The organism is Curtobacterium sp. SORGH_AS_0776, assembly GCF_031453355.1.
Lineage (GTDB): Bacteria > Actinomycetota > Actinomycetes > Actinomycetales > Microbacteriaceae > Curtobacterium.
Map to the genome: position 1 here is coordinate 3,409,066 of NZ_JAVIYU010000001.1, position 13,662 is coordinate 3,422,727.

Below are 13,662 nucleotides of genomic sequence, written 5' to 3' on the forward strand. Positions count from 1 at the left end.
ACTGTCACGCGGTCTCATGATGGTAGTCGGTGTTTCGAGGATGTTGCGTCAGAGCCGGTGCAGACGCAAGGATCCTGCGCGCTGCTCGGCTCCGGCAGGTCAGCCGCCGACGACCCGACGGCCCTCGAACGCGCGGCCGAGCGTGACCTCGTCGGCGTACTCGAGGTCGCCGCCGACGGGCAGCCCGGACGCCAGGCGAGTCGTGCGGATGCCCATCGGGACGAGCAGTCGGCTGAGGTACGTCGCCGTGGCCTCGCCCTCGAGGTTGGGGTCGGTGGCGATGATGACCTCGTCCACCGTGCCGTCCGCCAGCCGCGTCATGAGCTGCTGGATGCGCAGGTCGTCCGGACCGACGCCGTCGATCGGGCTGATCGCGCCGCCGAGCACGTGGTACAGCCCGCGGAACTCGCGCGTCCGTTCGATCGCGGCGACGTCCTTCGCCTCTTCGACGACGCAGATGACCGCCGGCGACCGACGCGGGTCACGGCAGATGCTGCACTGCACGTTCTCGGTGACGTTGCCGCAGATCTCGCAGAAGCGGACCCGCTCCTTGACGTCCGCCAGGAGCTCGGACAGCCGGGTGGGGTCGAACGACTCGGTCTGGAGGATGTGGAACGCGATGCGCTGCGCCGACTTCGGTCCGATGCCGGGGAGGCGACCGAACTCGTCGATGAGGTCCTGCACGATGCCGTCGTACATCAGGCGCCTTCCTCGTGGAGGGAGGTCTCCTCGATGAACTGGGCGTTCAGGATCTCACGGACGACGGCCTCGCCGTAGCGGCCCGCGACGGGGGTCCGGCGGACCTTCGGTGCGGGTGCGGCGGGGCGCTGGGCCGGTGCCGGGCGCTGCTGGCTCGGCGCGGGGGCGGCGGGCTGCTGCGGTGCGGCGGACTGCTGCGCGTCGGGGTAGGGGTCGCCGTCGCCGTACGGGTCGTCGTCGAGCGGGTAGTCGTCGACGGGGACGTCCGGGCTGCCGCCCGGTGCGGCGGACGGACCGCCGGACGGTGCGGTGGCCGGACCGGTGGACGGCGCGGCGCCCGGGCCACGATCGGCGTCGGTGTCCGGACTGCCGGGAGGCGCGGCCTGCGTCGACGGGGTCGCCTGCGGTGCGGGGGCGCCCAGCGAGGACGCGGGGCGCAGCTGTGCCGCGAGGGCCGCGTCCACCGTCGGGTCGGACGTGGTCGGGACGGGAGCGACGGGCTCACCGGTGTCGGTGGTGCCGAACGGTGCCGACCACGAGCGCTCGGCCCCGGCGGTGGGATCCGCGGCGGGGATCGTGGCGACGGCCCACTCGGTGACCGGGGCGCCGGTGGGCTCCGGGGCGGGGGTGGGCTCCGGGGCGGGGGTGGGCTCCGAGGCGGGGGTGGGTGCAGGGCGGGACTGCGTCGGGCGCTGGTCTCCCTGCGCGGGCGCCGCATCCGGCCGTGCCGGTGCCGGCGACTGTGCTGGTGCCACGTGCTCCGACGCTGCCGTCTCGCGCGCGGCGGGCTCCGGCGCCGAGGATGCTCCGGTGGCGGATGCGCCCCCACCGGACCCCTGGGCAGCGGATCGGTCGGCGGACTCCCCCGCCGCCGGCTGCTCGGCGGACCCGTGCGGCTCGGACGTCGTCGGCTCCGGACGCGCGGGAGCGGCCGGAGCTGTCTCGGCGGCCTGGTCGGCACCGGGTCGCGCAGCACCCGCAGCAGCGGCACCGGCAGGCGCGGCACTCGGCACCGGCTGCGCGGCCCCCTGCGGCGGCTGGGCCCCGGGCTGCTGCGGCGGTCGCTGCTGCCCCGGCCCACCGGGACCACGGGCGACGAACTTCACACGCAGCCCGAGCACGTCGACGATCGCGGCCCGCAGGAGCTCGCTGACGCTGGCGTTCGGGTCGGACATCTCCTTGAACGAGGCGACGTCCTGCTGGCTCGGGAACGTGAGGGTGAGGACGTCGTCGCGCAGCGCCGTGACCTGCGCCGTGACGACCACGGACCACGCAGAACGCTTCTGCCGCTGGACGTGCTCGACGATCTGCGGCCAGGAGTCGCGGAGCTGCTGGAACCCGACGGCGCCGATGGGACGCACGGCCGGCTCGTCACCCGCAGCCGTGCCCTGGCCGGTCGAAGACGCGTTCGCAGCGCCCGCGGCGGGCGTCGGTGCCGCACCGGGGGCCGGCGTCGACCCGGGTCCGCTCGACGGCGCCTCGGGTGCGCTCGGCACCGCGGCGGCCCACGAGGCAGCGGCATCCCGAGCGGTGGCCCCGGGGTCGGTCGACGTCGGGGCCGGGGTGGCGGCCGGTTCGGCGGCGACCGGAGCAGGAGCCGGCGTCTGGGCCTGGGCCTGGGTCTGGGCGGGAGCCGCGGGGACCTGGGCCGCCCGAGGAGCGGGTGCGGCCGGCTGCGTGCTCGGCGCGGGGGCGGTGGTCGATCCCGCGGCCGGGAGCGACTCCGGCCCGGCCTGGTGCCCGCCGGCGTCCCCGACACCGATGCGTCGCTCGAGTCGCTCGACCCGGGCGAGGGCACCGCGCTGGGTGTCGTCGGCCTCGGGCACGAGCATCCGCGCGGTCATGAGTTCGAGGTGCAACCGCGGCGAGGTCGCCCCGGTCATGTCCGTCAGCGCCCGGTTCGCGATGTCCGCCGCACGCGAGAGCCCGGTCGCACCGAAGACACCGGCCTGCCGGGTCATCGTGTCGAGCTCTTCCGGCGAGACGCCCCGGAGCACGGCCGCGGCGCTCTCGTTGGTGGCGGCCACGACGATGAGGTCACGGAGGCGCTCGAGGAGGTCCTCGACGAAGCGACGAGGGTCCTGCCCGGTCTGCACGACCCGGTCGATGGCGGCGAACGCCGATGCCGGGTCGGCCACGGCGAGCGCGTCGACCACGTCGTCGAGCAGTGCGGCGTCGGTGTAGCCGAGGAGCGCGACGGCCCGCTCGTACGCGATCGCCCCGTCTTCGCTGCCGGCCATGAGCTGGTCGAGCAGCGACAGGGTGTCACGGACGGAACCGCCGCCGGCGCGGACGACCAGGGGCAGCACGCCGGGCGCGACCGAGACCGACTCCTGCTGGCAGAGCTGCTCGACGTACTCGAGCATCGCGGCCGGTGGGACGAGGCGGAACGGGTAGTGGTGGGTGCGCGACCGGATGGTGCCGATGACCTTCTCGGGCTCGGTCGTCGCGAAGATGAACTTGACGTGCTCCGGCGGTTCCTCGACCAGCTTGAGCAGCGCGTTGAAGCCCTGCGGCGTCACCATGTGCGCCTCGTCGAGGATGAAGATCTTGTAGCGGTCGCGCGCCGGGGCGAACACGGCGCGGTCGCGCAGGTCACGGGCGTCGTCGACGCCGTTGTGGCTGGCGGCGTCGATCTCGATCACGTCGAGCGATCCCCCGCCGCCGCGTGCGAGTTCGACGCAGCTCGGGCAGACGCCGCACGGGGTGTCGGTGGGGCCCTCGGCGCAGTTCAGGCAGCGCGCGAGGATGCGCGCGGACGTCGTCTTGCCGCAGCCGCGCGGGCCGCTGAACAGGTAGGCGTGGTTGACCCGGTTCGTGCGCAGGGCCGTCCGGAGGGGATCGGTGACCTGCGACTGTCCGATCAGCTCGGCGAAGTTCTCGGGCCGGTAACGGCGATACAGGGCGGTGACCACGCCCCAAGGGTAGCCGGGACGACCGACACCCGATGGTCGGACCGGACCACCTGTGGGAAGTGGGCGGCGGGCGCGTGACGAACCGCGCCTCCCGTCCGTGCAGACGACGGGAAGGGAGGCGCGGTTCGTGCGTGCGACGGACTCAGACGCGTCCGCGGCGGCGGAGGCCGCGGGCGAGCCGCGACAGACCGAGCAGGAGGAAGCCGAGCACCACCAGGCCACCCGCTGCCCCGGCGAGCGGGGCCACGTCGGCACCGGTGAACGCGAGCCCACCGGACCCGGAGCCGCTCCCGCTCCCGCTCCCGGACCCGTTGCCGCCGGTCCCGGGCGCGCCCGGCGTCCCGGGCGTCCCGGGCGTTCCGGGTGTCCCAGGCGTTCCGGGTGTCCCAGGCGTTCCGGGCGTTCCGGGCGTCCCCGGCGTGCCGGGGCCACCCGGCACCGCGGCGTCGACCACGACCGCGACCGACTGCACGGCCGACGTCGCACCCGCCACCGTCTGCGTTACGCGGATCGTGTGCTGCCCGACCGCCAGTCGCAGGACGACCGACCAGGTGCCGTCCTCGGCCGCCGTCGTGGTGACCGGCGTGCCGTCGTCGGCGACGACGGTGACGGTCGCTCCCGGCTCGGCGGTCCCGGTGACCCGCCAGTCGACGGTCCCGGCGGCCGAGGCCGTCTGGTGCGCGCCCGGCGTGGGCGAGGTGACCGCGAGCGGCTCCACCGCGTCGACCACGATCGGGACCGGCTGCGAGACCGTCGTCGTGCCGTTCACGGACTGCGACGCCTCGATGGTCCACTCCCCCTCGGGGACGCGGTCGAACGTGACGCTCCAGTCGCCGTCGGCGTCCGCGGTCGTGGTGCGGACCTGCCCGTTCGACAGGCGCACCGTGACGAGCGCTCCCGGTGTGGCGTGCCCGGTCACGGTGAAGCTGCCGGTGTCACCGGTGCCCGTCGCGGGGATGAGCTGACCGGGGACCGGGCTCGTGATGGTCACGTCGGTCGGCTGGGCGACCACGACCCGCACGGTGCTCGTCACCGGGTCGGAGGTCACGCCGCCGACGGTCTCGGTGACCGACACGGTGTGGGTGCCCGGCGGGACCCGGGTGACGGTGACGGTCCACGAACCGTCACCACCCGCGGTCGTCGTCGCGGTCCGGCCGTCGATGTCGACGGAGACCGTGGCGCCCGGCTCGGCGGTACCGCTGACCGGGATCGACGTCGTGGCACCGGTGGTCGGGACGACCTGGCCGTCGGTCGGGCTGGTGACCCGGACCGGTGCGGCCGCGGCGACGGAGAACCCGACCTGCGGGGCGTTCGTCGTCGTCCCACCGACCGTCTGCGCGGCGGCGATCGTGTGCGGGCCGGTGCCGACGTCCGGCACGGTGACGGCCCACTCGCCGTCGCCGTCCGCCGTCGTCGTGACCGGGGTCCCGCCGTCGACGCGGACCGAGACGGCCGCGTTCGGGGCGGAGACACCGGAGACCCGGACGTCCGTGGTGCCGCCGAGCACGCGGTAGGCGGTGCCGTTCTCCGGGGAGGTGACGACGATCGCGTCCACCGCGGCGACCTCCACCGTCAGGTCGCGCTCGATCGGCGACGACGTCGTGCCGTTCACGACCTGCGTGACGACGATCGTGTGGTCGCCGGCGTCGAGACCGGTGAGCTCGGTCGACCAGCGACCGTCCGGGCCGACCGGGACCTGGACGGGGACGCCGTCGTCGGTCACGATCCGCACGGTGCCGCCGGGCTGCCCCTGGCCGCTGACCGGGACGCTCGCGGTCGTGGTGCCGGCCGGCACGGTCACGGTGTCGCCGTCCGCCGGCGTGTCGACCGTCAGCGCTGCACCCGCGGCGACCGTGAAGGTCGTCGAGACCGGCGCCGAGGTCGATCCCTCGACCGTCTGGGTGGCACGGACGGTGTGCTCGCCGGTGCCGAGGCCCTCGAGGTCGACGGACCAGGTGCCGGCGGCGGTCGCCGTCACGGTCCGGGGGTCGCCCCCGTCGACCGCCACCCGGACGGTCGCCAGCGGCTCGGCGGCGCCGTTCGCGGTCACGGTCGCGATCGAGTCCTGCTGCGCGACGCGCACGGTCGATCCGTTCGCCGGGGTGGCGATCGTGATCGGGTCCGCGACGAGCACCCGGATGCCGACGGTGACCGGGGCGGAGACGGTGTCACCGATCCGCTGCGTGACGCTGACCGTCGGGGTGCCGGCGGGCACGTCGGGCACCGAGACGCTCCAGTTGCCGTCGGTGTCCGCGGTGGTGGACTCGCTGCGTCCGCCGCCGAGGTCGACCACGACGGTCGCACCGGGCTCCGCCGTCCCGCTGACGTCGACCGTGGTGGTCGCGCCCTCGCCGGCGACGGTGTACTCCTGGCCTGCCGTCGGTTCGGCGATCTCGACCGGGGCTCCGGCCTCGATCTCGAAGGCCGACTCGACCGGGGTGGTGGACGTGGACCCGTCGACCGTCTGCGTGACGCTGACGTCGTGCGTGCCGACGCCGAGGTCCGGCACGTCGACGCTCCACGCGCCGTCGTCACCGGCGGTGACCTCGACGGGGTCGCGGTCGTCGACGGTGACCGTGACGGTGGCGCCCGGCTGGGCGTCACCGGCAATCGTCACCGTGGTGGTGGCGTCGCCGTCCGCGACGGTGATCGGGTCCTCGCCGGGCTGGCGGACGGTCAGGTCGGCCGCGGCGACGACGGACACCGGTCGTGCGACCGCCGCGCTCGTCGTCCCGTTCACGGCCTGGGTGACCTCGGCCGTCCACGAACCGGTGGGCACGTCCTCGACCGTCGTGGCCCAGTCCCCGTCGTCGCCGACCCGTGCCGTCGCGGTCCCGCCGTCACCGAGGTCGACCGTGACGGTCGCCCCGGGCTGGCCGGTGCCGGCGAACCGCACGTCGGTCGTCGCGTCGTCGTCGGCCACCGTCACGGAGGTGGCCCGGGCCGGGGTCGTCACCGTGAGCGGCGCACCGGCGCGGACCGACACCGCCGCGGTGACGGGTGCCGACGTCTGCCCGCCGACGACCTGCGTCGCGCGGACCGTGTAGTCGCCGACCGGGACGTCCGCGAACGTCGTCTCCCAGGCGCCGTCGGCAGCGGCGGTCACCTCGTCGGAGTCGCCGTTCGACAGCGTCACCGTGACCGTGGCCCCGCCCTGGGCCCGTCCCGCGGCCCGCACGTCGGCCGTGCCGGCCGCGTCGGCGACCGTCAGGACGGCGCCGTTCGTCGGAGCGGTCAGGGAGAGCGCGGTCCCGGCACGGACGGTGACGGTCTGTGCGGGACTGGAGGCGCTGGTCCCGCCGACCGTCTGGGTCGCGGTGAGCGTCGGGTCACCGACACCGACCCCGCCGAACGTGACCGTCCAGTCGCCGTCGCCGTCCGCGGTGGTGGTCGCCTCGTCGTCGCCGAGTCGCACCGTGACCGGAGCGTTCGGCTCGGCCGTCCCGGTGACCGTGACGTCACGCGTCGCGTCGGCGTCCGGGACGAGCAGCACGGCGTCGGCGGCCGGGGTCGTCACCGTGACCGCGTCCGCGGCCTCGATCGTGACGGTGCGCGTCGCCGGGTCGGAGACCGCCGGGGACGAGACCGTCCCGGGCAGCGTCTGCGTCACCGACACCGGGTGCTCGCCGACCGCGAGGTCCGGGAAGGTCACCGACCAGGTGCCGTCCGGGGCGACCGTCGTCCGCTGGTCGTCCTCGCCGGTCGTGCTCGCGGTCACCGCGGCGCCGGGCTGGCCGGTGCCGGAGACCGTCACGTCACGTCGGACGTCGTCGCCCGCGACCGTGATCGGCGCCGTGCCGGGGGTGGAGATCGCGAGCTGCGCGGCCGTGACGACCTGGAACGTGGTCGGGATCGCGGTGGTGACCACGCCCTCGACGCTCTGGCTCGCGTTCACCGTGTACGTGCCGGTGGGTGCGAGACCGGTGGCGTCGACGCTCCACACGCCGTCGCCGTCGGCCGTGGTGGTGAACTGCGTGTCCGGGCCGAGCGAGACCGTGATGTCCGCGTCCGGCTCCGAGGTGCCGGAGATCGGGACGGTCGCGGTCGCGTCGCCGTCGACGACGACGAAGCGCGAACCGACGGCCGGCGAGTCGATCGCGACGGCGGTCCCCGGCACGACGGTGAAGTCGCGCGTCACCGTGGGTCCGGTCGTGCCGTTCACGGTCTGCACGGCGGTGACGGTGTGGTCGCCGATGCCGAGCTGCGTCGGGTCGGTCGCCCAGTTGCCGGAGCCGTCGGCGACCACGTCGACCGGGTCGCCGTCGTCGACCGTGACCCGCACGCTCGCACCCGGCTCGGCGGTGCCGCGCACGACGACGCCGATCTGGCCGCCCGCTCCCGCGGGGACCTCCTGCGCGTCCGTCGGTGACTCGATCACCAGGTCGTCGCCGACCGCGATCGCGAAGTCCCGGTCGACGGCTGCGGACGTCTGCCCGCCGACCGTCTGCGTGACGCTCGCGGTGTGGTCGCCCGTGCCGACGTCCGGCAGCGTCACCGACCACGCACCGTCGTCGCCGGCGGTCGTGGTGACCGGGTCGCCCGTCCCGTCGAGGACGACGCTGATGCCGGCGCCCGGCTGCGCGGTGCCCGAGACGACGACGTCGATCGTCGAGCCGTCGGTCGCGACGTCGGTCGTGCTGTCCTGGGTCGGCGAGGTCACGGCGAGCGCCGCGCCGGCGACGACCGTCACGACCTGGCGGACCGCCGGCGAGGTGGTCCCGCCCACGGTCTGCGTCGCCTGGATCGTGTACCGGCCGACCGGGACGTCCTGGACCGTGGCGGTCCAGTCCCCGTCGCCGTTCGCGGTCGCGGTGGCGGTCAGCCCGCCGCCGAGCGAGACCGCGACGTCGGCGCCGGGCTCGGCGGTACCGGTCACGTCGAGGTCGGTCGTCGTGTCCGCGTCGAGCACGGTGACGGTGGCACCGGGTGCCGGGGCGGTGATCGCGATCGGGTCACCGGCGGCGACGGTGAAGTCGCTCGTCACGGGGCCGGAGGTCGTCCCGCCCACGGTCTGCCGAGCGGTCGCGGTGCGGTCGCCGACCGGGACGCCTTGGAAGGTCGCCTCCCAGTCGCCGCCGCCGGTCGCGGTCACCGTCGCGGCGAAGGACCCGCCGATGCCGACCGTGACCTGCGCGTTCGGTGCGGCGGTGCCGGACACCGTGACGGGCGTGGTCGAGGTCGGGTCCGCGACGGTGATCGTGCTGCCGTCCTCGGGAGCGTCGATCGTCAGCGCCGGGGCGGCCGTGACCGTGAAGGCACGTGTCACGGGGGCACTCGTCGAGGACCCGACGGTCTGCGTCACCTGGGCGGAGTACGACCCCGCGGGGACACCCGTCACCGTCGTCGACCAGGTACCGCCGGCATTCGCCGTGGTCGTGGCCGTGCGGCCGCCACCGAGGTCGACGTCGACCCGGGCGCCGGGCTGCGCCGAACCGGAGAACGGCACGTCCCGGGTGGTCCCGGCGAGCGGGAAGTCCTGGCCGGCCGTCGGGCTGTCGACCGTGAGGCCGGCTGCGGCGACGACCCGGAAGGCCCGCGTCACGGGCGCCGAGGTGGTGTCCCCGACCGTCTGCGTCACGCTCGCGGTCGGTTCGCCGATCGGGACGTCCGGCACCGTGATGCTCCACGCGCCGCTCGCGTTCGCCGTGCCGGTCGCGGTGAGGCCGCCGCCGAGGTCGACGTCGATGCGGGCGTTCGCGGTCGCGGTGCCGGTCAGGGTCACCGGCGCGGTGGTGCCGGTGGTCGTGAAGGTCTGCCCCGCGGTCGGCGTCGAGATGGTCAGGGCCTGCTGCGCGACGACCGAGAACTGCTGCGTGGCCGAGCCCGCCGCTGCTCCCCCGACGGTCTGGGTCGCGGTCGCGGTGTACGAGCCGGTCGGTACGTTCGCCACCGAGGTGGTCCACGTCCCGTTGGCCGCCACGGTCGCGGTGCCCGTCCGGCCGCCGCCGAGGCTCACCGCGATCGTGGCTCCGGGCTCGCCGGCGCCGCTGATCGTGACGGTGCGGGTGGAGGACGCCGTCGGCACGCTGAACACCTGGTTCGCGGTCGGTGCCGTGATCGTCGGCGCGACGAAGGCCGAGGCCCGCACGGTCGACGTGGCGAGGTCGACGGTGGCGACGTTCGCCCCGGGCAGGATCGACAGCCGCAGGGCGTGCACGCTCCGCGAGCCGGGGTCGTACCCGCGGCCGTCGCGGAACCCGGTCGTGGTGTCCTGCGCGTTGACGGTGAGGTCGACGACCTGGCGGAGGAGCAGAACGACCGGGGACAGCAGGGTCGCGACGGCAGTGGTCGTGTTCGTCAGGGCGGTGCCGAGCTGTGCCAGGGCGGTCCCACCGATGATCGGTCGGAGCGCGTTCTGCAGCGCGGGGACGACGGTTCCGCTCACGACCGGTGCGAGCACGGTGCCGAGGGGCAGCGGCAGGCCGACGAGGCTCCCCGAGGTGGTGACCGTCGGGTTCGCGGTCGCCGTACCGGCGAGCGCTCCGAGGGTGGTGTCGATCCGGAGACCGATCGCAGCGGAGGGCTGTCCGACGACGGTCGCGTTCGTGGCGATGTCCACGCGCACCGCGGTCGAGTTGATCGTGTTGACCACGGCGGTCTGCAGCGTCGTGGGCAGCTGCGTGCCGAGGATCGTGGTGATGCTCTGGTTGATCGAGTTCACCGCGGCGGTCGTGAGCACCGGGGTGTTCGCGGGCTGACCGTTGAGGGCCGTGAGCTTGTCGAGGTCGACCGTGATGGTGCCGGTCGCCGGGACGATCGTCACGGCACCGTCCGTGAGCGGCTGCTGGAGGACCTGGGTGAGGGTGCCGTCGAGGTTGAGGTCCACGTTCGCGGTGATGGTGGTGCCGCTCACGTTCACCGTGCCGAGCAGCGCCTGGCGGAGGAGCGTCTGGATCTGGCTCGACACCGCCGCGGTGGTGCCCTGCAGTGCTCCCCCGGTGCCGAAGACGCCGTTCACCGAACCCGAGACCGTGCGGAGCTCGTCGCGGAGCGAGGTCGTCAGCCCCTGGACGGCGGGGCTCGTCAGCGTGAGGTCGGCTCCGGCGATGCGGTAGTCGCTCGTGGTGCTGACCGTCGCGCCGCGCGTCGCGGACAGGGTCGAGGCGAGCGCCCCGACACGCAGCTGCGCGTTCGAGAGCACCGTCGTGTCGGCACCGACCCGGCTGAAGAGCGGGTTGAGGTCGAGCGTCGACGCCCCGGTGCCGATCCCGGTGCCGACGCCGATGCCGCCGTCGTTCGTGAGGAGGCCGGAGGACGCCGTCGCACCGTTCGCCGAGGTCGTCGCGTACTGGCCGGCCACCCCGAGGGTGAGGATGCCGTTCGCCCCGAGCAGGTCGATGTCGTTGCCGAGGTCCACCCCCACGGTGTTCAGCGCCTCGACGTTGAGCGGCTGGTTCGTCGTCCCGCCGCCGGTCGTCGCACCGCGTGCGGAGTAGGCGCCGCCGAGCTGGGCGATGCCGTCGACGTCCACGATGCCCGAGCCGCTGAGCAGGAGCCCCTCGGCCTCGGAGACGTCGGTCTGTGCAGCCGCAGCGGGTTGGATCGCCACGGTGGCGGCGAGGAGCGCCGTCACCGTGGCGATGACGCCGCCGCGCAGGAGGAGACGCCGATCGTCCGATGCTCGTCGTCGAGCTCGGCCGCCAGCACCGAAGATCCGTCGTGTCCAGTCGCCCGCCGTCGTGGGTACACGGGTACCCCGCAGCGACACGTGCCTGCGCATGCGTGTCTCTTTTCCTGGCGAGCGCGCTCGCCACCTGATCCGGAACTCCCCCGCTGGTGAGGCGGTGGAGGGTCAGGAGCCCTGGTTGGGGGTTCCTGAGGGCGATCTTTGCACACGATCAGGTTGCTGTCCGCAACCCGTTACGAAAGAGACACCAGGCGCACGAAAAGACTCCTCACGCACCCGCCAGAGCCCGGTTACCCTTGCTGCGTTTCCGCCCTGGGGGAGTTGGCCTGGATGGCGTCACGTGAGGAGCCGCCGAGAAGTCTACCGGACGCGACGGGCAAGATCGGACACATGAAGATCGCCATCGCCGGAGGCCACGGCCAGATCGCCCTCCTCCTCGCCCGCCAGATCACCGACGCCGGCCACGACGCCGTCGCCATCGTCCGCAACCCCGCGCACGTCACCGACGTGGAGCAGAAGGGCGGACGGGCGATCGTCGCCGACCTCGAGCAGCTCGACGACGACGAACTCGGGCTCCGGCTCCGCGGGGTCGACGCGGTGGTGTTCGCCGCCGGGGCCGGTCCGGGGAGCGGCGCCGAGCGGAAGCTCTCGGTCGACCGGGACGGGGCGATCCTCCTGGCGGACGCGGCCGAGCGCGCCGGCATCCGCCGTTACGTGATGATCTCGGCGATGGCGGCGGACTCGTACGACCCGGAGCGTGCGGTCGTGCCCGCCCGGTCGGAGGCCGACGTCTTCCAGGTGTACCTCCGCGCGAAGGCCGAGGCGGACGCGAACCTGCGGGCGCGGAACCTGCGCTGGACGATCGTCCGACCCGGGGGTCTGCTCGACACGCCGCCCCAGGGCACGGTCGACGTCGGCGCCACGGTGCCCCGCGGCACGATCCCACGGGCGGACGTCGCGGCGGTGGTGCTCCACGCGCTCCTCGACGACACCGCGGTCGGCGTGCAGTTCGAGGTCACGAGCGGCGACACCCCGATCCCCGCGGCGGTCGCGTCACTCGGCTGACGCACACCACGGCAGCAGCGTCGAACCACGAATCCGACGTCGAACCGGGGGACGACGCTGGTTCGACGTCGGATTCGTGGTTCGATCGCCGCGCCGCGCCCGCCGCAAGCGCCCGCCGCGCGGCGCCGGGCCGCGCGCGCCGCGCCTCAGAGCGCGACCGCAGCCGACTGCCGGGCGATCTCCAGTTCCTCGTTCGTCGGGATCACGAGCACCGCGACGCGCGACGTGTCCGTGGAGATGAGCCGCGCCTCCCGAGATGCCAACTCGTTGCGGTCCGCGTCGATCTCGATGCCCAGGTGCTCGAGCCCGGCGAGCACGCGCCGGCGCAGCAGCGCGTTGTTCTCGCCGACACCCGCGGTGAACACCACCGCGTCCAGCCCGCCGAGCTGCGCCGTGTAGGCGCCGACGTACCGACGGATGCGGTGGCGGTACACGGCGAGCGCCGCCTCGGCGACATCGTCGCCGTGCAGCGCCGCATCCTGCACGTCGCGCATGTCCCCGTTGCCGGTCAGGCCGAGCAGCCCGGACTCCTTGTTGAGCATGGTGTCGAGCTCGTCGAAGGAGAGCCCGGCCTCGCGGTGGAGGTGGATGAGGACCGCGGGGTCGAGGTCCCCGGAGCGGGTGCCCATCACGAGACCCTCGAGCGGGGTGAGACCCATCGAGGTCTCGATCGAGCGTCCACCGTCGATCGCCGCGGCGGACGCCCCGTTGCCGAGGTGCAGCACGATCGTCTTGAGCTCGGCGAGCGGACGGCCGAGGAACTCTGCGGCCTGCTCGGACACGTACTTGTGGCTCGTCCCGTGCATGCCGTAGCGGCGGATCGCGTACTTCGCGGCGAGGTCGGCCGGGATCGCGTACGTGTAGGCGTGCGGCGGCATCGTCTGGTGGAACGCGGTGTCGAACACGGCGACCTGCGGCACGTCCGAGAAGACCTGCTTCGCCGCGCGGATGCCCTCGAGGTTCGCCGGGTTGTGCAGCGGCGCGAGGCTGTTCAGCTCCTCGATCTGCCGCTCGACCTCGTCCGTCACCACGGTGGCCCGGTCGAAGGTGGTGCCCCCGTGCACGACGCGGTGGCCGACAACGGCGGGCGGGTGCTCGTCGAAGGACGGCCCGACCTTCGCGAAGGCGTCGATCATGGCCTGGAAACCGGCCGCGTGGTCGGCCACCGGGGTCGAGTCGTTCGACGAGGACTCCCCCGTGAGCGCGTTGGTGTGCTTCCACGCCCCCGTCGACTCGCCGATGCGTTCGACGAGCCCGGAGGCGAGCGTGCGCTCCCCCTCGAGCTCGATGAGCTGGTACTTGAACGAACTCGATCCGGAGTTCACGACGAGGGCTGCGGTCACGGGATGGGTCACT

The 13,662-nt window shown here is 74.0% G+C and carries 5 protein-coding genes and 1 other RNA gene; 1 reads left to right on the forward strand and 5 read right to left on the reverse strand.

The annotated features are described in order from the left end of the window. Positions 1 to 99: 99 nt before the first annotated feature. The 4 genes from recR to ffs all read right to left on the reverse strand — a co-directional run bounded on the left by recR (position 100) and on the right by ffs (position 11,594). Complete coding sequence (gene recR, locus QE359_RS16600) at positions 100 to 699, reverse strand: recombination mediator RecR (RefSeq protein ID WP_261647353.1); 600 nt, start codon at positions 697 to 699, stop codon at positions 100 to 102. Beyond that, a complete protein-coding gene (locus QE359_RS16605; RefSeq protein ID WP_309779995.1) occupies positions 699 to 3,614 on the reverse strand; it encodes a DNA polymerase III subunit gamma and tau in 2,916 nt (971 codons plus the stop codon). Before QE359_RS16605 ends, recR begins: the two co-directional genes overlap by 1 nt. Before the next feature lie 142 nt (positions 3,615 to 3,756). Further along, on the reverse strand, positions 3,757 to 11,334 hold the full coding sequence (locus QE359_RS16610; protein WP_309779996.1) for a choice-of-anchor G family protein: 7,578 nt from the start codon (positions 11,332 to 11,334) through the stop codon (positions 3,757 to 3,759). Between the two features lie 163 nt (positions 11,335 to 11,497). Next, an RNA gene (gene ffs, locus QE359_RS16615) (signal recognition particle sRNA small type) lies at positions 11,498 to 11,594 on the reverse strand. 37 nt (positions 11,595 to 11,631) lie between these two features. Here ffs and QE359_RS16620 point away from each other — a divergent pair. Next, on the forward strand, positions 11,632 to 12,306 hold the full coding sequence (locus tag QE359_RS16620) for an SDR family oxidoreductase (protein ID WP_309779997.1): 675 nt from the start codon (positions 11,632 to 11,634) through the stop codon (positions 12,304 to 12,306). A 146-nt stretch (positions 12,307 to 12,452) separates the two neighbouring features. Here the strand turns inward: QE359_RS16620 and QE359_RS16625 are convergent, their stop codons facing one another. Next, a complete protein-coding gene (locus tag QE359_RS16625) occupies positions 12,453 to 13,649 on the reverse strand; it encodes an acetate kinase (RefSeq protein WP_309779998.1) in 1,197 nt (398 codons plus the stop codon). Positions 13,650 to 13,662: the final 13 nt, after the last annotated feature.

What these genes read in the sequence shown, in the direction of transcription:
- QE359_RS16620 (WP_309779997.1), top strand. Translation starts at nt 11,632, where the DNA reads ATGAAGATCGCCATCGCCGGAGGCCACGGCCAGATCGCCCTCCTCCTC.
- QE359_RS16610 (WP_309779996.1), bottom strand. Translation starts at nt 11,334, where the DNA reads ATGCGCAGGCACGTGTCGCTGCGGGGTACCCGTGTACCCACGACGGCG.
- recR (WP_261647353.1), bottom strand. Translation starts at nt 699, where the DNA reads ATGTACGACGGCATCGTGCAGGACCTCATCGACGAGTTCGGTCGCCTC.